15 protein-coding genes are annotated in these 18,587 nt (G+C 69.7%); 5 read left to right on the forward strand and 10 right to left on the reverse strand.

Going from position 1 to position 18,587, the window contains the following annotated elements; all coding sequences use genetic code 11:
• Positions 1 to 174: 174 nt before the first annotated feature.
• The 3 genes from MWN33_RS00485 to MWN33_RS00495 form a co-directional block, all read right to left on the reverse strand.
• On the reverse strand, positions 175 to 1,686 hold the full coding sequence (locus tag MWN33_RS00485) for a tripartite tricarboxylate transporter permease (RefSeq protein WP_247198119.1): 1,512 nt from the start codon (positions 1,684 to 1,686) through the stop codon (positions 175 to 177).
• A gap of 55 nt (positions 1,687 to 1,741) precedes the next feature.
• Positions 1,742 to 2,242, reverse strand: a complete 501-nt coding sequence (locus MWN33_RS00490; protein WP_247198120.1) for a tripartite tricarboxylate transporter TctB family protein — start codon at positions 2,240 to 2,242, stop codon at positions 1,742 to 1,744.
• A gap of 230 nt (positions 2,243 to 2,472) precedes the next feature.
• Positions 2,473 to 3,483: a Bug family tripartite tricarboxylate transporter substrate binding protein gene (locus tag MWN33_RS00495; protein ID WP_247198121.1), complete on the reverse strand. Its 1,011-nt coding sequence runs from the start codon at positions 3,481 to 3,483 to the stop codon at positions 2,473 to 2,475.
• A gap of 769 nt (positions 3,484 to 4,252) precedes the next feature.
• Here MWN33_RS00495 and zwf point away from each other — a divergent pair.
• From zwf to edd, 3 genes are all read left to right on the forward strand, one after another.
• Positions 4,253 to 5,728 (forward strand): glucose-6-phosphate dehydrogenase, encoded by a 1,476-nt coding sequence (zwf, locus tag MWN33_RS00500; protein ID WP_247198122.1) that lies wholly within the window; start codon positions 4,253 to 4,255, stop codon positions 5,726 to 5,728.
• A 144-nt stretch (positions 5,729 to 5,872) separates the two neighbouring features.
• On the forward strand, positions 5,873 to 6,571 hold the full coding sequence (gene pgl / locus MWN33_RS00505; RefSeq protein WP_247198123.1) for a 6-phosphogluconolactonase: 699 nt from the start codon (positions 5,873 to 5,875) through the stop codon (positions 6,569 to 6,571).
• Positions 6,572 to 6,660: 89 nt separating this feature from the next.
• Positions 6,661 to 8,499: a phosphogluconate dehydratase gene (gene edd, locus MWN33_RS00510; protein ID WP_247198124.1), complete on the forward strand. Its 1,839-nt coding sequence runs from the start codon at positions 6,661 to 6,663 to the stop codon at positions 8,497 to 8,499.
• Positions 8,500 to 8,611: 112 nt separating this feature from the next.
• Here edd and MWN33_RS00515 read toward each other — a convergent pair whose 3' ends face one another.
• Positions 8,612 to 9,718, reverse strand: coding sequence for a DUF2125 domain-containing protein (locus tag MWN33_RS00515; protein ID WP_247198125.1), 1,107 nt, complete (start codon positions 9,716 to 9,718; stop codon positions 8,612 to 8,614).
• A 200-nt stretch (positions 9,719 to 9,918) separates the two neighbouring features.
• On the opposite strand from MWN33_RS00515, the gene MWN33_RS00520 reads away from it, so the two are divergent.
• Complete coding sequence (locus tag MWN33_RS00520; protein WP_247198126.1) at positions 9,919 to 10,464, forward strand: gamma-glutamylcyclotransferase; 546 nt, start codon at positions 9,919 to 9,921, stop codon at positions 10,462 to 10,464.
• A gap of 24 nt (positions 10,465 to 10,488) precedes the next feature.
• On the opposite strand, the gene MWN33_RS00525 is transcribed toward MWN33_RS00520, so the two are convergent.
• From MWN33_RS00525 to ftsE, 4 genes are all read right to left on the reverse strand, one after another.
• Entirely contained in the window at positions 10,489 to 10,812 is a 324-nt protein-coding gene (locus MWN33_RS00525) for a hypothetical protein (RefSeq protein WP_247198127.1), read from the reverse strand.
• A gap of 89 nt (positions 10,813 to 10,901) precedes the next feature.
• Positions 10,902 to 11,576, reverse strand: a complete 675-nt coding sequence (locus MWN33_RS00530) for a YdcF family protein (RefSeq protein ID WP_247198128.1) — start codon at positions 11,574 to 11,576, stop codon at positions 10,902 to 10,904.
• A 9-nt stretch (positions 11,577 to 11,585) separates the two neighbouring features.
• On the reverse strand, positions 11,586 to 12,743 hold the full coding sequence (locus MWN33_RS00535) for a cell division protein FtsX (RefSeq protein WP_247198129.1): 1,158 nt from the start codon (positions 12,741 to 12,743) through the stop codon (positions 11,586 to 11,588).
• Positions 12,736 to 13,395: a cell division ATP-binding protein FtsE gene (ftsE, locus tag MWN33_RS00540; RefSeq protein ID WP_247198130.1), complete on the reverse strand. Its 660-nt coding sequence runs from the start codon at positions 13,393 to 13,395 to the stop codon at positions 12,736 to 12,738. Before ftsE ends, MWN33_RS00535 begins: the two co-directional genes overlap by 8 nt.
• A gap of 226 nt (positions 13,396 to 13,621) precedes the next feature.
• On the opposite strand from ftsE, the gene hpt reads away from it, so the two are divergent.
• The gene (gene hpt / locus MWN33_RS00545; protein ID WP_247198131.1) at positions 13,622 to 14,209 is read left to right on the forward strand and encodes a hypoxanthine phosphoribosyltransferase; all 588 of its coding nucleotides are present in this window, start codon (positions 13,622 to 13,624) and stop codon (positions 14,207 to 14,209) included.
• Positions 14,210 to 14,347: 138 nt separating this feature from the next.
• Here hpt and MWN33_RS00550 read toward each other — a convergent pair whose 3' ends face one another.
• A complete protein-coding gene (locus tag MWN33_RS00550) occupies positions 14,348 to 17,140 on the reverse strand; it encodes a TIGR02302 family protein (protein ID WP_247198132.1) in 2,793 nt (930 codons plus the stop codon).
• Between the two features lie 175 nt (positions 17,141 to 17,315).
• Positions 17,316 to 18,587: a diaminopimelate decarboxylase gene (gene lysA, locus MWN33_RS00555; protein WP_247198133.1), complete on the reverse strand. Its 1,272-nt coding sequence runs from the start codon at positions 18,585 to 18,587 to the stop codon at positions 17,316 to 17,318.

Raw genomic sequence — 18,587 nt, forward strand, 5'->3', positions numbered from 1 at the left:
GGTCCCCCGCGCCGCTGATTGCCCGATCTCCCTCTCCGGGGACGAGGGATTCGGCGGAAGGGCGATTGGCCCCGCCCTTCGCCTGGGCGCCCGAGACCGGCGGCGCGGGCGCCGCCTTCCTCAGGCCGAACCCGCCGCGCGGCAGCCGCGCGGCGGGTCTTTGTCGTCCTGTACTCACGCAGGCTGGGCGGAGGAGCCGCGCAGCTTGGAGATCAGGAAGGAGATGACCGGCCACAGACCCGCGATCAGGCCGATGGCCATGATGCTGGAGACCAGCCCGTTCGAGAAGAACACGCCCAGCGAACCGCCCGAGTAGAGCAGCGCCTGACGGAAGGCCTCCTCGGCGCTGTCGCCGAGAACGATGGCCAGCACGAGCGGCGCGAGCGGATAGTTGGTCTTCTTCAGGAGGTAGCCGAGGACACCGAACACCATCATCATCAGCACGTCGAAGACGTTGTTGTTCACGGTGTAGGCACCGATCGCGCAGATCACCAGGATCACCGGAGCGATGATCGAGAAGGGGATGCGCAGGATCGAGGCGAAGAGCGGCACCGTGGTCAGCACGAGGATGAGGCCGACGATGTTGCCCAGATACATGGAGGCGATGAGGCCCCACACGAACTCGGCCTGTTCGACGAACAGCATCGGACCGGGCTGCAGACCCCAGATCAGCAGGCCGCCGAGCAGAACCGCGGCGGTCGGCGAACCGGGGACGCCGAGGGCGAGCATCGGCAGCATGGCGGCCGTGCCGGCGGCGTGCGCGGCGGTCTCGGGGGCGACGACGCCCTCGATCTCGCCATTGCCGAAGTTCTTGCCGTTCTTCGACACGCGCTTGGCGATGCCATAGGCCATGAAGGAGGCCGGCGTCGCACCGGCGGGCGTGATGCCCATCCAGCAGCCGATGATGCAGGAGCGCAGCGAGGTCGACCAGTAGCGCGGCAGCGTCTTCCAGGTCTTCCACACCACCTTCGGGTCGATCTTCGCCGCCTTGCCGCGGAACTCCAGGCCCTCTTCCATCGTGAGCAGGATTTCGCCGATGCCGAACAGACCGATGACCGCGATGAGGAAGTCGAAGCCGTTGAGCAGTTCGGTGATGCCGAAGGTCAGGCGCAGCTGGCCGGTCACCATGTCGAGGCCGACCGCGGCGAGCGCGAAGCCGATCATCATGGAGACGATGGTCTTGGAAGGCGGCTCCTTGCTCATGCCCACGAAGGAGGCGAAGGCGAGGAAGTACACCGCGAACTTCTCGGCCGGGCCGAACTGCAGCGCGAACTGGGCGACCAGCGGCGCGATCATGGTGATCATCACGATCGCGAAGAAGGCACCGACGAAGGACGAGGTGAAGGCGGCCGTCAGAGCCTCGCCCGCCCGTCCCGAACGCGCCATCGGATGGCCGTCGAAGGTCGTGGCCACCGACCACGGCTCGCCCGGGATGTTGAACAGGACGGAGGTGATGGCGCCGCCGAACAGCGCGCCCCAGTAGATGCAGGTCAGCAGGATGATCGCCGAGGTCGGCGACATCGAGAAGGTCAGCGGCAGCAGGATGGCGACGCCGTTGGCGCCGCCGAGGCCCGGCAGCACGCCGATGATCACGCCGAGCAGGATGCCGATCACCATCAGCAGGATGTTGAACGGATCGCCGGCTATGTAGAAGCCGTGGTAGAGATTGATGAAATTATCGAGCATGGGCGCTTCCCCCGGGGGAGCGGCTGGCCGCCGGCTCCGCCCTATCTGTCAGTGATCAGAGTCCGAGCATCGCCTCGATCGGCCCCTTGGGGAGGGGGATCAGGAACCAGCGCTCAAGCGTGATGTAGAAGAAGGCCGGCACACCGAAGCCGACCGCCAGCGACAGCGGCAGCCCGTACTTGCCCAGCCAGGTCATGAACACGACGATGAGGATGACCGACGGCAGGTAGATGCCGAGGAACGGCACCAGCAGCACGTAGATGGTCGCCGGAATGAGCACCCGGAGCACCTGCCCGAGCTGGCCCCATTCGGCGAACAGCTCGTTCTCGTCCTCGCGCAGGCCGGAGACCACGTTGATCAGGCTGCAGCCGACGATGATCAGGCCGACATAGAAGGGGAAGAAGCCGGCCTGCGGGCCGTCCGAACCCCAGCCCACGCCCACGAGATAGCTTCCATAGATAACGATAAGGCCGAACAGCAGGGTCAGCAGCGCCGTGCCGATCTCGACGGCACGTTGCTTGGGCCCCGTACCACCGGCTCCATGAGCCTGTTCCATCACGATCTCTCCGAAAATCCGCGCAAAGAACGGGCCGGCGGGACAGAGGCCCGTCGACGGCACAGTGGCACCAGCCCGCTGGATGTCTTGTTTTATGTCGGCTGAAGGGCGCCCGGCGGGGAGGCGCTCACGCTCCCCCGCCCCTGCGCCACGCACGTCGCGATCCGCTCGGGGATCGCGCGGCCGGCCCGAAGGTCGGCCGTGCCTAGGCTACGCCATCGCGCGCCCGATCAGTTGCCGGCGATGAAGCCGGCTTCCTGCATGAGACCCTTATGGGTCTTCTCGGACTGCTCGACCCACGCCTTGAATTCGTCGCCGGCCATGAAGGTCTGGTTGAAGGCGCCGTCCTTCATGAGCTGCTGCCACTCGGGGGTCTCGCGGACCTTCTTGAACAGGTTCACGAAGTAATCGACCTGCTCCTGCGACACGCCCGGGGGCATGAAGATGCCGCGCAGCATGAGATACTCGACGTCGAGGCCGGCCGACTTGCAGGTCGGCACCGAGGACCAGGACAGGTCGCCCTGGATCTTGTCGGTGTAGGGGAGCGTCTTGCTGTCGAACACGCAGAGCGGGCGGACCTTGTCGCCGCGCCACTGGGAGACCGCCTCGATCGGGTTGTTCACGCTCGAATTGATGTGATTGCCCACCAGCTGCACCGCGACCTCGCCACCGCCCTTGTAGGGGATGTAGGTCATCTTCTTGCCGAGCGCCTTCTCGATGGCGACGGTGATGATCTGGTCTTCCTGCTTTGAGCCCGTGCCACCCATCTTGAAGGTGCCGTCCGGGGCGGCCTTGATCGCGGCCTCATACTCCTGCGCGGTCTTGTAGGGAGCCTCGGCGTTCACCCACAGGATGAATTCGTCGAGCGCCAGCATCGCGACCGGGGTCAGGTCCTTCCAGTTGAAGGGAATGCCGGTGGCGAGCGGGGTGGTGAACAGGTTGGAGAGCGTGATGACGATCTTGTGCGGATTGCCCTTGTTGCTCTTCACATCGAGGAAGCCCTCGCCGCCGGCGCCGCCGGACTTGTTGATGACGACGAGCTGGGTCGACATCAGGTCGTGCTTGGCGATGATGCCCTGAAGCGTGCGGGCCATCTGGTCGGCGCCGCCGCCGGTGCCGGCCGGCACGATGAACTCGACCGGCTTGGTGGGCTCCCACGCCGCCGAGGCCGGCAGCATGGACAGGGCCGTCATGCCAAGAGCGGTCACGGCGCCGAGGCCGAGAGCATGCAAATGTTTCATTTGGCGTTTCCTTCCCAAGGGGTTTGTCGAACGGCCGACTTTTTCCGCTGTCGGCTCTTCGGTTTGGGCAACGTCTCACGTCTGGCGAACGGGATGTCACCTCGGATAGCCGGCGATTCTTGGTGTCTCTCCCGCCGGATATTCTGTGGAATAACTTGTACCAAGATGGCGGCCAAGCCAAGCGATAATTCTAAAGTGCAATGTTGCGACGCAAGGTAAACTGGTATTACGTATTTATATTATTTTGTATTTGGCATACCACTTTTGGTATACCTAATAATGAATAATGTGCGGAAGCATACCTTATAAAGCAAACCATTGGCCGGAAAGCCTTTTTAATCAAGCTCCCGTGAGCCGCGCGACGCTGCCGAGGCCGCCATCGACCGCCATGTCGCGAGGCCCACGCTGACGGAACGGCGCCTAGCACTCGACTTGCCAATACTGTGTACGGTCGGCCCCGCCCAATTTAGCCCCTCTGCGTACCGCTTTTTCGCCATAATGCTGCGACGCAACACACAAATCTGTTGCCGGTCCCGGCGTTCGGGCGCCGCTGCGCAGCCTTCCGGAAGCGCGCATCATCGCCGCGTCGCACTGCCCGGCCAGAGTACCGCGCTTCCTCCGCCGCGACGGTATCGCGGCGCGGAATCGTTTTTGCTAGGACACCGCCTTGAAGGCGGCGCGTCCGCAATCCGGCCCTCATGCGGGCCGATAACGCCCGCAGGCGCGCCCACGCCGCGTGCATCTGCCCCTGTCGAGGAGACACTGCCTAATGACCAGTCGCGTGATCCCGGTGGCTCCCTTCACCCTCACCGTCTTCGGAGCGACCGGCGACCTTTCCCGCCGGAAGCTGATTCCCGCGTTGTTCCACCGCGATCTGGACGGCCAGATCCCGGACGAGGCCGCGATCATCGGCGTCTCGCGCCGTCATCTCAGCGACGAGGAGTTCCGGGGCTTCGCGCACCAGGCGCTCAACGACCACATCCCCGCCTCGGAACTGCAGGGGCCGGAAGTGCAGCGCTTCCTCGCACGCCTGACCTATGTCACAGCCGATGCCGACAGCGATCCGGGCTGGGCGGAGCTTGCCGCCCGCGTCGGCAGCCAGCCCGACCACATTCCGGTCTATTATCTCGCCACCGCGCCGCATCTTTTCGGCCCGATCTGCGAGCGACTGGGCAAGTTCGGCCTCGCGGATAAGGGCCGCGTCGTCATCGAGAAGCCGATCGGCAAGGATCTGAAGTCGGCGCTGGCGCTCAACGAGCAGGTCGGCCGCATCTTCCCGGAGGAGCGCGTCTATCGCATCGACCACTATCTGGGTAAGGAGACCGTGCAGAACCTGATGGCGCTGCGCTTCGCCAACGCCCTGTTCGAGCCGCTCTGGAACAACGCCCATATCGATCACGTGCAGATCACCGTTGCCGAGGCGCTCGGCGTCGAGGAACGCGCCGGCTATTACGACACCGCTGGCGCCATGCGCGACATGGTGCAGAACCACATCCTCCAGCTGCTCTGCCTCGTCGCGATGGAGCCGCCCTCCTCGCTCGACGCCGACGCGGTGCGCGACGAGAAGCTGAAGGTGCTGCGCGCGCTCAAGCCCATCGACGACCACAACATGGCCGCGGTGACCGTGCGCGGCCAGTACCGCGCCGGCGCCTCGGCGGGCGGGGCGGTGCCCGGCTATCTCGAGGAACTCGGCTCCGACAGGAGCCAGACCGAGACCTTCGTCGCGGTGAAGGCGGAGGTCGAGAACTGGCGTTGGGCGGGCGTGCCCTTCTATCTGCGCACCGGCAAGCGGCTCGCCTCGCGCGTCTCGGAGATCGTCGTCGGCTTCAAGCCGGTGCCGCACTCGGTGTTCGATTCCGCCGCCGGCCCCGTCGAATCCAACCGCCTCGTCATCCGCCTGCAGCCGGACGAGGGCGTGAAGCTGTGGCTGATGATCAAGGATCCCGGCCCCGGCGGCATCCGCCTCACCCATGTGCCGCTCGACATGAGCTTCGCCAAGGCCTTCAAGGTCCGCAACCCGGACGCCTATGAGCGGCTCATCCTCGACGTGGTGCGCGGCAACCAGACGCTGTTCATGCGCCGCGACGAGGTGGAAGCCGCCTGGCGCTGGGTCGACCCGATCCTCGCCGCCTGGCGCGGCGCCAAGGAGCCGCCGCGTCCCTATACGGCCGGCACCTGGGGGCCCTCGGCGTCCATCGCCCTCATCGAGCGCGACGGCCGCACGTGGCTGGAGGACGGCGCCTGAGGGCGCCTCAAGCCGTCGCAGCAGCCGCGAGGGGATCGCGGCGGCGGCGGCCATGGCCCTATACTCGCAGCGGGCGGCGCGCTGGCGCCGGCCGCAGCGGAAGCCGGCCCGACCGTGGGCCGGCGAGGTGAGTGGAGTGAAAGCGTGAGCGTGGCGGGATTTCACGAATTCGGCGACGGGGCCGCGCTGGCGGCGGCGCTGGCGGATTATGTCGGCGCCGCGCTGGCGGCGCGGGTGGCCCGCGACGGCATGGCGAGCCTCGCGGTCTCCGGCGGGCGCACGCCCACCCGCTTCTTCGAGGCGCTGTCCACACGCGACCTGCCGTGGTCGAAGATCGCGGTGACGCTGGTCGACGAGCGCTGGGTGCGAGAATCCTCCGACCGCTCGAACGCCCGCCTCGTGCGCCAGCATCTGCTGATCAACCGCGCCGCCGACGCCCGCTTCGTGCCGCTGGCGAATGATGCGCCGACCCCGGAAGACGGGCTGTTCGCCGTCAACGAGGCGCTGGAGGATCTCGCCTGGCCGCTGGCCGCCGCCGTGCTCGGCATGGGCGACGACGGCCATACCGCCTCCTTCTTCCCCAATGGCGACCATCTGGAGGAAGCCATCGACCCGCAGGCGACGCTCGGCCTCATCCCGATGCGCGCACCGAATGCAGGCGAGCCGCGCATCACCCTCACCCTGCCGGTGCTGCTCGGCGCCGACGCGCTGGCGCTCCATATCGAGGGCGCGGCCAAGCGCCCGGTGCTCGACAAGGCGCTGGGCGAGGGACCGGCGAGCGAGATGCCGATCCGCGCCGTGCTGCGCGCCGACCGGCCGCTCGACATCTTCTGGGCGCCCTGACGGGCCCCGCGCTACCGGCGCCGGGCTTCCGGCGCCGCCACCGACGACCGGCCGGGATCGCCGGCCGCTGACGACCTGAGGAGAGCCGCATGGCCGACGCCATCCCGTCCAGCGTGAACGCCCGCATCGGCGAGGTTACGGAGCGCATCGCGCGGCGCTCCCATGACAGCCGCGCGCGCTATCTGGAGCGCATCGCCGCCGCCGCCGAACGCGGCCCCAGCCGGGCCAAGCTCGGCTGCGCCAACCAGGCGCATGGCTTCGCCGCCTGCGGCCCCTCGGACAAGGCGATGCTGCGCGAGGGCGCGGGGGCAAACCTCGCCATCGTCACCGCCTATAACGACATGCTCTCGGCCCACCAGCCCTATGAGACCTATCCCGACCTCATCCGCGCCGCCGCCCGCCGCGCCGGCGGTGTCGCGCAGGTCGCGGGCGGCGTGCCCGCCATGTGCGATGGCGTGACCCAGGGCGAGGCCGGCATGGAGCTGTCGCTGTTCTCGCGCGACGTCATCGCGCTGGCGACAGCCGTCGCGCTCTCGCATCAGACCTTCGACGCCGCCGTGTTCCTCGGCATCTGCGACAAGATCGTGCCGGGCCTCGTCATCGGCGCGCTGTCCTTCGGCCATCTGCCGGCGGTGTTCATTCCCGCCGGCCCGATGACCTCGGGGCTCTCCAATGACGACAAGGCCAAGATCCGCCAGCTCTTCGCGGAAGGGAAGGTCGGCCGCGACGCGCTGCTGGAGGCCGAATCGCAGGCCTATCACGGGCCCGGCACCTGCACCTTCTACGGCACGGCGAACACCAACCAGATGATGATGGAGATCATGGGCCTTCACCTGCCCGGCGCCTCCTTCGTCAACCCGAACACGCCGCTGCGCGAGGCGCTGACCACCGCCGCCGCCGAGCGCGCCATGTCGATGACGGCGCTCGGCAACGACTATGTGCCGGTCGGCCGCATGCTGGACGAGAAGGCCTTCGTGAACGGCGTCGTCGGTCTGCACGCCACCGGCGGCTCGACCAACCACACGCTGCACATTGTCGCCATGGCAGCGGCGGCAGGGATCAAGCTGACCTGGGACGACTTCTCGGACCTCGCCGACATCACTCCCCTGCTCTGCCGCGTGTATCCCAACGGCAAGGCCGACGTGAACCATTTCCACGCCGCCGGCGGCATGGGCTTCGTCATCCGCGAGTTGCTGGCCGACGGCAAGCTGCACCGCGACGTGGAGACCGTGTGGGGCAAGGGGTTGGACGCCTACACGCAGGAGCCCGTGCTGGGCGAGGACGGCGCGCTCGGCTGGCGCGACGGCGCGGCGACGAGTGGCGACGAATCCGTCGTGCGCGGCGCGGGTGCGCCGTTCCAGTCGACCGGGGGCCTCAAGCTGCTCGCCGGCCCGCTCGGCCGCGCCGTCATCAAGACCTCCGCCATCGCGCCCGAGCGCCATATCATCGAGGCACCGGCTCGCGTCTTCCACAGCCAGGAGGAACTCCAGGCCGCCTTCAAGGCCGGCGAGCTCAAGGGCGATTTCATTGCCGTGGTGCGCTTCCAGGGGCCCAAGGCGAACGGCATGCCGGAGCTGCACAAGCTGATGCCGCCGCTCGGCGTCTTGCAGGATCGCGGCTTCAAGGTCGCCCTCGTCACCGACGGACGCCTGTCGGGCGCGTCCGGCAAGGTGCCGGCCGCGATCCATGTGACGCCGGAGGCGGCCGATGGCGGCGCCATCGCGCTGATCCGCAACGGCGACCTCATCCGCCTCGACGCAGTGGCGGGCCGGCTCGACGTGCTGGTGGAACCTGAGGTCTGGGCCGAGCGCGCGCCGGCACCCGCCAATCTCGCGGGCTCCCATTTCGGCGTCGGGCGCGAGCTCTTCTCCTCGTTCCGCGCCGCGGTCGGCACGGCGGATACCGGCGCGACGATCTTCGCGGTGTGAAGGCACGCCGTCATCCCGGACGGCCGCAGGCCGATCCGGGATCGCGCACCCATCCGAAAGCGATCCCGGCGCTACAGCTTCGCCTTCGGCCGGGATGACGCTGGAGGCAGGCTCAGAACAGCGGGCCGATCTTGCCGATGGGCAGCACGCCGAGCGCCACGCGCCCGTCGCGGAACATGAAGGGGAAGCTGCTCGCCTTCTGCCCGTCGACCGTGGTCGGCAGGCCGGCGACGAGCAGGGCCGGAGCGAGATTGGCGACGAAGTCCGGCATCAGCCCGGCCGCCACCAGCGCGGTGAAGAGCGGCTGCGCCTTCACCAGCGACAGGTTGAGCCGTCCGTCGGGCCGGCGCTGGGCATCGAGACCGAGATCGCCGGAGGCGGTGAGCGCGCCGCCGCCCCCCGTCAGCTTGGCGATCTGAAGGTCCACCCGCCCGCCGGCCTGCTGCCAGAGCGCGAGGCGCTGCGCCGCCGGCATGGAGCGGAACGGCGGCACGCCGGTCACGGTGGCCTCCACCTCGCCATCGATGGCGCTCGCGGGAACCGCCGGGGCCGGCGTAGCCGCCGCCGGCGAGGTGGCCGCCGGTGTAATGGCGGCGCCGGAGAGCAGCATGCCGCTCGCGCCCTTGAAACCGAAGGCAATGTCGAGCGTGCCCGCCGCCTCACCGGGGTGATGGCGCACATGCAGCTCGGTGTGACGGGCCGCGAACACCGTGGTGCCGCCCTCGGCGAGGGAATAGTCGTTGGTGGAGATCGAGACCCGCTCGGCACGCCCCCCGCTGCCGACGCCGCTGACCTGCAGCAGCGACCAGCGCGCCGTCACCTCGCGGCCGGTGGCCGCTTCCTTCAGCACCGCCGGTCCCTCGAACTCGGCGATGATGTGGTTGGGGTTCCACACCTGCGCCACCGCATGGGCACGGGTCATCTTCGCCTCCCACCCGCCCGGACCGGCGAAGGTCACGGAGGGCTGCGCGCAGATCAGCTCGAAGCGGAACGGGAAGCCGCCGAGCTCGCGGCTGGCGCAGCTCCAGTTGCGGCCCTCGGCTGCCTCGCGCGCCATCCACGCGTCGATTTCGGTGGAGGCGCGGCCGGAGGCGTAGAACCACGCCGCCGACCAGCCCAGCCCCGCCAGCACGACCAACAGCGTCGGCAGCGCGATCAGCCAGGGCCGGCGCCGGGCAGGGATGGCGGGCGGCGCGGACGGGCGATCGAGGGAACTCATGCGGCGACTCCGGTCATCAAGGGCGCGCACGCTCGAACGGCGATGCGGCGGGCATAAGGCAGGCACCCTAGCGCCCGCGCCCGGACGCGCCAAATCGCCGACCGCGCCCCTGCATCCCCGCCTTCCCCTTGCGCCGCGCGCCTGCGGCGGGCAATGGCTTGGATGGACATCCCGTGTCCGCTGATTCTGGCAGCCCGACCATGAGCGCTTCTTCGACCGCCCACACGCCGGCCGATCTCTGGGTCTTCGCCTATGGCTCGCTGATGTGGAATCCGGGCTTCATTTATGAGGAGCGCGTGGCCGGCCGGCTGATCGGCGCCCACCGCTCGCTCTGCGTGCGCTCCGTGCACTGGCGCGGCACGCCGGAACGGCCCGGCCTCGTGCTGGGGCTCGACCGTGGCGGCTCCTGCGTCGGGGTCGCCTTCCGCGTGGCGGCGGAACAGGCCGAGACGACCCTCGCCTATCTGCGCGAGCGCGAGCAGGTGACGAACATCTATCGCGAGGCGACGCAGCGCGTCTGGCTGAAGGACGGCAGCGAACGGGCGGTGGCCGCCGTCGTGTTTCTTGTCGACCGGGGTCACGCGCAATATTCCGGGCCGCTCACCCGCGAGGAGCGCCTGCACATCATCCGTCAGGGGCACGGGGTCGGCGGGCTGAATGCCGACTATGTGCTCGCCACCGCGCGGCATCTCCAGGAGATGGGCCTGCGCGACGAGGAGCTCGACTGGCTCGCCGCGCGACTCTAGGCGCGGCGGGCGAGCGCCAGGACGTCAGAGCGGGGCGAGCGCGCCGCTGTCGGTCTCGGGCAGGATGCGCAGATGGATCTCATGCGCCCCGTTGGCGAGCGCGGCGCTGCGCGCCTTGGCGCCGGCCGGGCCGCTCCACACGGGCACGCGTCGCGTGCCTTCCATGCGCACGGCGATGGCCACCGCGTCGGGATAGTCCGGCGCGTCCTCGGCGGCGTAGACGGAGAACACCTGCCGCCGTCCATCGGTGCCGCGCCACAGCCGGAAGCGGCGGGCGAGCAGACCGCTGGCGCTGAGCGGGCCGGCGTCCTCAAGCGAATCGGTCCGTATGGTGTCGCGTGTCATCATGAGAACAAATCTAGAACATGGTTTGGCGGCGTCAACTCGTTCATGAGTGGAATCCGCGAAGATGCTGAATGTTCCGTTGATCGCGCACGTCAGGGCCCGGCAGGGCCGGCATTCTCTCCGAGTTGTGATGCGGTGGCCGGCCACAACCGCACGCCGGCATAGGCGGCAAGGAACTTCACATATTCCACCGCGAGCAGCCGCGCCTTGGCGAACTCGTCCGTCCAGCTCGCCTCGGCGGGGCGGTTCGGCACCACCGGATAGGGCACCAGCTCGACATCCGGCAGGGTGCGGTTGAGCTCGACCAGCGCGCGCGGCATGTGCCAGGCCGAGGTGACCACCAGAAGCGAGCGGAAATGGTTCGCCCGCGCCCAGTCCGCCGCCTCCAGCGCGTTGCCGCGCGTGTTCAGCGCCGAGCGGCCCAGCTCGACGCAGCACGCCAGCGCCTCCTGCGTCGCCGGCACGGTGCGGCTGATGCCGGCGAGCGTGGTGTCGGGATGCACGCCGGTGATCAGCAGGCGCTTGCCACGCCCCTCGATCAGCAGGTTGGTCGCCTCGACGATGCGGTCCGGCGTGCCGGTCAGCACGACGATGCCGTCGGCGCGGCGCGGCGTCTGCGCCTCGCGCCCGTCTATGCCGGCGACGAAGGCCGCGAATCCCGCCAGCAGCGCGCCCGCCACGAGCGCGACCGCCAGAAGCGCAAGCCGGAGCCGGCGCCGCCGGGGCGCCGGCCGGGCGCCGGTCTCGGTGGAAGGAACCTCGGTCACGGCGCCAACCTAGCCGATGCCGCGCAGCGTGCGGTAGACCGTGGTGCGCGAGGTGAGCGTCGTCACCAGCGCCACCAGCACCGACACGCCGAATATGCCGCCATAGCCGCGCAGGTCGATGGTCAGCGCGCCGACCAGCGTGTCGATGCTTCGGTCGACCGCGAACCAGGAGGGGATGGTCGAGCCGAGCAGGAACAGCGCAACTGCCGCGCCCCCGCCTATGGCCGCGCCCTTCAGCCCGACGGTGAGGAAATGGTGCTGGAACTCGGAGACGATGAAGGTGTCGCGCGCGCCGACAAGGTGCAGCACCTCAACCACCGAGCGCGCCGCGTCCACCGCCGCGCGCGTCGCCACCGCCACGCACAGCACGGTCGCCGTGGCGACGAGGCCGAGCACGGCGAGCCCGATCGCCATCGCCGTGCGCGCCGTGGAAGACAGCCGCTCGGCCCATTGCCGGTGGTCGTCAAGCATGGCGGAAGGCACCTGCTCGGCCAGCGCCGAGCGCAGCGCCGCGAGCACGGGCGCCCCGGCGCCGGGCGCGAGGTTCACCACCACGAGGCGCGGCACGGGCAGGTTGGCGAGGTCGAGCCCCGCGCCGAGCCACGGCTCCAGCAGCGCGGCCGTCTCGCTCTCGTCGAGCGCGCGCGCATTCGCCACCCCCTGCGTCGCACGCGCGACACTCACCGCCTTGGCGAGCGCCGCCTCGACGTCGAGCCCGTCCCCGGGGCGGATCTGGATCGTCGTCTCGCGGGCGATGTCGGAGGTCCATTCGGCCGCGACATTGCTCACCGACGAGACCGCGCCGATGGTGATGCCGGCGAGGAAGGTCATGATGGCGATCACCGCCACCAGCGCCCGCGCGGTGACGGTCGTGCCGGGCACGATGGGGCGCTGCGGCGCTGAGCGCAGCGGCGCGGCGACGGGCCTGACGGCCGCCGCGCCAGCGGGAGCGGAACCGGCGACGGCGGGGCCAGCAACGGTGGAGCCCGCAGCCTTGGAGCCGGCGCGCGCGCCGGCCCCGGACGTGGCTGGCGCGCCCTTCTCGCCGGATGCCCGGACGGGCGCCGCCGGGGGCGTCCCGGCGCTCTCGCCGCCGCGCGCACGCGTTGGCAGCCGGCGCGTCACCGACACGAGCATGCTGGAGATGCGGCTGCGCTTCTCAGTCATAGACGGTCAGGCGCCCCTGATTGATGACGAGGCGGCGGGCGTCGAACTGGTCCATCAGCCCGATGTCGTGGGTGGCGATGAGCACCGAGGTGCCGCTCTTGTGCAGTTCGAGGAACAGCCGCAGCAGCCGGCGCGCCAGGCTGGGATCGACATTGCCGGTCGGCTCGTCGGCGAGCAGGATCTCCGGCCGGCCGATCAGCGCGCGGGCGATGGCGGCGCGCTGCTTCTCGCCGCCCGACAGCACCGGGGGCAGCACATGCATGCGCTCGCCAAGCCCGACCCAGTGCAGCAGTTCCTGCACCTCGGCGCGGTAGCTCGCCTCCTCGCGCCCCTGCACGCGCAGCGGCAGGGCGACATTCTCATAGGTGCTGAGATGGTCGAGCAGGCGGAAATCCTGGAACACGATGCCGATGCGCTGGCGCAGCGCCGCTGTCGCGTCGGCATCGAGCTTGGCGGCGTCGCGCCCGAAAATCGTGATCAGCCCGCGCGTGGGGCGCAACGAGAGGAACAGCAGGCGCAGCAGCGTCGTCTTGCCCGCGCCCGACGGGCCGGTGAGGAACTGGAAGGAATGCGGGGGAATGCCGAAGGTGACATCCCGCAGCACCTCCGGCCCCATGCCGTAGCGCAGACCGACATTCTCGAAGCGAACCAAGACTCTTTCCTTCAGGCTGGCCCGACGCACGCCCGCTGATTCTGATGGCGCAGCCACCCCTAACATAGCGTTTGCGCCGCGGGGCAAAAGACGCGCCGCGCCGAAGCGCTGCGCACGGTATTCCAGCACGCCGGCTGGACGCGGGTTGTGCCCCGGTCCATCCTGCCGCGAGGACCGCTAGGCCCGATGGGGGCGCCAGCGGGCGCGCCGCCTTGAGAGGATGACGATGACGCAGCCGACGACCGACGACGCTCCGGCCGGGGAAGCCCATGCCTACCGCGACGCCCGCATCGAGGTGCTTTTCGATGCAGAGACCATCGCCCGCCGCAACCGCGAACTGGTCGCCGAGATCGTCGCCTCAAGGCCCGAGAAGCTGGTCGTCATCGCCGTGCTGAAGGGCAGCTTCGTCTTCGCCGCCGACCTCATCCGCGCCATGCACGAGGCGGGGCTGGCGCCGGAGGTCGAGTTCATCACGCTGTCGAGCTACCGCGACGCACGGGTTTCTTCCGGGCAGGTCGCGGTGCTGCGCGACATCGACACCGATGTGCGCGGACGCGACGTGCTGCTGATCGACGACATCCTCGAATCCGGCCGGACGCTGGCTTTCGCCAAGGACCTTTTGTCCGCGCGCGGGGCGCGGCGGGTCTCGGTCTGCGTGTTGTTGGAGAAGCCGCACAAGCGCGCCGTGCAGATCACCGCCGATTTCGTCGGTTTCCAGTGCCCGGACTATTTCGTGGTCGGCTACGGCATGGACGTCTCGCACGCCTTCCGACAGCTTCCCTTCATCGGCTACATCCCTGACGCCGAGAAATAGCGGCGCCACGACAACGCGGCTGGCGCGCATTTCCCGACGTCATCCCGGCCGCAGCGAAGCGGAGAGCCGGGATCGCCTGCAAGCATAGGCATGCGATCCCGGACACGGCCTGCGGCCGTTCCGGGATGACGGACGGGATCAGAAGTCGCGCAGCAGCCGGTCGAGATAGTCGAGCTCGAAGCGCGGGCGGTCCGGCTCGCCGAAGCGGCGGCGCAGCTCTTCCAGCACGCGGCGGGCGCGCTGCATGTCGATCTCGTCCGGCACCTTCACCGTAACGTCGTCGCCATAGTCGCGCGAGCGCATCGGCCGGCCGAGCGGGTCGTTGCGCTCGGCGGTCTCGCCGGAGGGGCCGCCCGGCTCCTGTCCGGGGCCGCCCTGTTGCTGCTGCATGGCCTCGGCCATCTGCTGGGCGCCCTTGCGCAGCGCCTGCAACGCCTCGCTCTGGGCATCGACCGCGCCGGTGCCGTCGCCCTGGCCGAGCGCCTGCTCCGCCTCGCGCATCGCCTGCTCGGCCTCGCCGAGCCCGCCATCGCCGGGCATGCCCTGGCCGTTCTGGCCCTGGCCGTTCTGGCCCTGGCCGTTCTGGCCCTGACCTTGCTGGCCCTGCCCGTTCTGGCCCTGCTGCTCGCCTTCACCCTGTTGGCCTTGCTGACCCTGGCCCTGCTGGCCCTGCTGGCCACGCATGGCTTGCTGCATCTTCTCGCGCAGCTGGCGGAGCTGCTCGCGAAGCTGCTCCTGATTCTGCTTCAGGTCGTTGAAGGCCTGGTCCTGCTGCTCGCCGTCGCGACCTTCCTTGAAGGTGCGGTCGCGCAGCTGCTGCTGGCGGCGGATCATGTCGCCGAGTTGGTCCATGTTCTGCGACATCTGGCTCTGGCCCTGCCGGCGCTGCTGCTGGCGGCCGGCCTGCAGGCCGTTGAGCATGTTCTGCAGTTCGCTCAGCATCTGCCGGGCGGCGTCGCGCGCGCCGTTGCGGGCCATGTCCTCGATGCGGTCGAGCATCTTCTGCAGGTCCTGAGGCCGCACGGTGCGGGTGTTCGGGTCCATGGGCTGGTTGCGGTCGGCGCGGTCGCCGTTGCGCTGCGCCTCCTGCGCCAGCGCCTGCATGAACTCCTGCATGGCCTCGCGCAGTTCCTGCGTCAGCCGCTTGATCTCCTCGTCGCTGGCACCATTCTCGAGCGCGTTCTGCAGCGCCTGCTGGGCGTCGCGCAGGCGCTTCTCGACATCGGAGAGGTTGCCGTCCTCGATGCGCACGGCGATTTCCCAGAGATAGTCGACCACCCCGCGCAGATCCTCGTCGCTGCGCGCGTTTGCCAGCCGCCAATAGGCGCTGCGCAGGCCCATGTAATGGGCCGGATCGGGCGTGAAACGTTCGGGCGCGATGGCCAGCGCATCGAGCCCCGCCGCCACCCGCTCGCGCTGGTTGGCGTCGAAGGCGAGCGTGCGCCGCTGCTCGATCAGGGCGCGTGCCAGAGGATTGGAGAAGCTGCGCTCGGGCAGGGTGAAGCTGCGCGGTCGCGACTGGCCGAGATGGCCGGCCTCGTCGCGGGCGACGAGCGTCATCGTCACCCGCGCGCCCGCCCACGGGCTCTCGGTGAGGTCCTTGGTCGTCTGCCCGGTCGCCACACGGGCACGTCCGCCGGTGAGCGGCAGCGGGAAGTTCGGCGCCTCGACCAGCGGACGGGCCGGCGGCGGGGTGGGCGCGTTCTTCAGCGCATGGAGCGGAGGCGACGGCGGCACGGCGGCAAAGCGCGCCTCGGCGCCGGCGACGCCGTAATCGTCCTCGGCCTTATAGGCGAGCGCGAGGCCGGTATTGCCGGAGGCCTGCGGCTCCTTGGTCAGCTCGATGGTCGGCGGTTCGTCCGGCTGGGCCCGGAAATGCCAGGAGACGAAGCGCCCGTCCGGCCCCTCGACACGGGCGGAACCGTCGCCGGTGACGATGAAGCGGCGCTCCTCGCCATTGGGCGCGCGCGCCGGGGCTGCGCCAGCGGTCGCCGCAGGCGCCGGCACCGGCTGCGCCGGCTTGGGAGCGGCGGCGTCCGTCTCGTCCTTTGTCTCCGGCGGCGGGGCCAGAGCGCCCTCGGTGGTGAGGCGGGCCTCGTCGAGCCCGGTGATGCGCACCACCAGCTCGCTGCCGGCGGGCACGGTAAGCGCGGTGGCGTCGAAGGCGGGCTCGCTCGCGGCTTCCGCGCCGTTGCGGGCGGTCTCCTGCGAGCGCAGGCCCGGCAGCATCACCGGCGGACGACCGGTATAGCCGGGCGGCGTCACCCAGGCATCGACGCGGTACGGCTTGGGCGCGACCAGCGTCTGCCAGTCGAAAGCCGCCGCGATGCGGCGCAGATGGTCGCCGGGGACCATGAAGAAGGTGGCGACGACGCCGAGCAGCACCAGCGCGCGCACCGCCCGCGTGTCGATGGCGGCAAGGCGCGGCGAGGGCAGGCCGGCGCGCAGGCCGCCGAGCTGGGCCGACATGCGCGCGACATGGGCGCGCCAGAGCGCGGCGCCGACCGGGTCGTCCGGACGGGAGGCGAGATGGTCGGCGAGCGCGGTGGCGGGCCGGTGCGGCAGCCGGCTCTCACGGTCGAGCCGCGAGAGCGCCTCGCCGGCACTCGGCGGGCGGATGCGCAGGGCGGGATAGAGCGCGGCAGCGAAGAGCAGGGCGAACAGCACGAGGCCAGCGACACGCCCGTAAGGCGGCAGAGCGAGCCAGAGGCCGAGCCAGGAGGCAATCAGGAAGACGCCGAAGGCGGCGCCGACCGCGGCGACCGCCGGCCAGACGCGCTCCCACAGCAGCGCCGCCCGCGCCCGCTGCAGCGCGCTGCGCAGGCGATGCTCGGCACGGCGCACCTCGGTGCGCGCCCTGTCGCCACGCGGAGCCGTACCCGTCTCGGGAACCGCTTCGCCGCCGTCCGTTCCATCCGGTGTTGCCGTCACGCGTACGAGCCTCCGACGCACGTAGGTCCCACACCAGCCCCAGCGTCACCTTAGCATGGCGATGCCCACGCGCCAGCCCTGCCCGGAAAACAGGCGCGCCCAATCCATCATCAGATTGTGAAGGTCGCCGCGACGAAATGCGGCCGGATCGTCGTACGCCGCCGTGCGCGGGAACTCAGCCGAGCCACCCGGGCAGACGATCGAGCGCGATCAGCGCGTCGGTCTCCACGCGCGGGCGTACCACGGCGAATTCCCCGCCCCGCGCCAGCACTTCCGGCACAAGGGCCCGCGTGTTGTAGGTGGAAGCCTGAACCGCGCCATAGGCGCCGCCGGTCATCACCGCGACCAGATCGCCGGGTCTGAGCGCCGGCAGCCGCCTTCCCAGCGCCAGATAATCGCCGGTTTCGCAGACCGGGCCGACCACGTCCGCGACGATCTGCCCCTCCCCGCCGGGTACCGCCTCGCGCACGGGCAAAATTTCGTGATGCGCCTCGTAGAGCGTCGGGCGGATGAGATCGTTCATGGCCGCGTCGACGATGACGAAGTGCTTGCCCTCGCCTTCCTTCACATACAGCACGCGGGCGAGCAGGATGCCGGCATTGGCCACCAGCATCCGCCCCACCTCGAAGACGAGGCCGAGGCCGAGATTGTGCGTGTGCCGCTTCACCAGCGCGGCATAGGCGGACGGCAGCGGCGGCTCGGGCTCGCCGGCCACGTAAGGCACGCCGAGCCCGCCGCCGAGATCGAGATGGGTCAGCCGGTGGCCGTCCGCCATCAAGTCGCGGGCGAGTTCGACCAGCAGCGCGGTGGCGTTGTCGAACGGACCGAGATCGGTGATCTGGCTGCCGATATGCATGTCGACGCCGGTGATGCGCAGCCCCGGCAGCGCGCTGGCATGGCGATACACCTCGCGCGCCCGCGACACCGGGATGCCGAACTTGTTCTCCGACTTGCCGGTGGAGATCTTGTGGTGCGTCTTGGCGTCGACGTCCGGGTTGACGCGGATCGAGACCGGGGCGGCGACGCCGTGGCTCACTGCCACCTCGGAGAGCGTCAGCAGCTCCGGCTCGCTTTCCACGTTGAAGCACATGATGCCGGCGTCGAGCGCGGCCGCCATCTCCTCGCGCGTCTTGCCGACGCCGGAGAACACGATCTTGTGCGGGGCGATGCCGGCCGCCAGCGCCCGCTTGAGTTCGCCGCCGGACACGATGTCGGCGCCGGCGCCGAGCTTGGCGAAGGTCGCGATCACCGCCTGGTTGGAATTCGCCTTGATGGCGTAGCACAGCGTGGTGCGCATGTCGGCGAAGGCGTCGGTGAAGACGTGGAAATGCCGCTCCAGCGTCGCCGTCGAATAGACGTAGACCGGCGTGCCGACCGCCTGGGCGATATCGTTGAGGCTCACATCCTCCGCGTGGAGGATGCCGTCGCGATAGGCGAAATGATGCAT

Source organism: Ancylobacter koreensis (assembly GCF_023016525.1).
Taxonomy (GTDB): Bacteria; Pseudomonadota; Alphaproteobacteria; order Rhizobiales; family Xanthobacteraceae; genus Ancylobacter; species Ancylobacter koreensis.

Coding starts and splice junctions, on each gene's coding strand:
- MWN33_RS00535 (WP_247198129.1), bottom strand. CDS start 12,743: ATGACTGAGAAGCGCAGCCGCATCTCCAGCATGCTCGTGTCGGTGACG.
- MWN33_RS00495 (WP_247198121.1), bottom strand. CDS start 3,483: ATGAAACATTTGCATGCTCTCGGCCTCGGCGCCGTGACCGCTCTTGGC.
- lysA (WP_247198133.1), bottom strand. CDS start 18,587: ATGCATCATTTCGCCTATCGCGACGGCATCCTCCACGCGGAGGATGTG.
- MWN33_RS00515 (WP_247198125.1), bottom strand. CDS start 9,718: ATGAGTTCCCTCGATCGCCCGTCCGCGCCGCCCGCCATCCCTGCCCGG.
- MWN33_RS00490 (WP_247198120.1), bottom strand. CDS start 2,242: ATGGAACAGGCTCATGGAGCCGGTGGTACGGGGCCCAAGCAACGTGCC.
- hpt (WP_247198131.1), top strand. CDS start 13,622: ATGACGCAGCCGACGACCGACGACGCTCCGGCCGGGGAAGCCCATGCC.
- edd (WP_247198124.1), top strand. CDS start 6,661: ATGGCCGACGCCATCCCGTCCAGCGTGAACGCCCGCATCGGCGAGGTT.
- zwf (WP_247198122.1), top strand. CDS start 4,253: ATGACCAGTCGCGTGATCCCGGTGGCTCCCTTCACCCTCACCGTCTTC.
- MWN33_RS00520 (WP_247198126.1), top strand. CDS start 9,919: ATGAGCGCTTCTTCGACCGCCCACACGCCGGCCGATCTCTGGGTCTTC.
- MWN33_RS00485 (WP_247198119.1), bottom strand. CDS start 1,686: ATGCTCGATAATTTCATCAATCTCTACCACGGCTTCTACATAGCCGGC.
- MWN33_RS00525 (WP_247198127.1), bottom strand. CDS start 10,812: ATGATGACACGCGACACCATACGGACCGATTCGCTTGAGGACGCCGGC.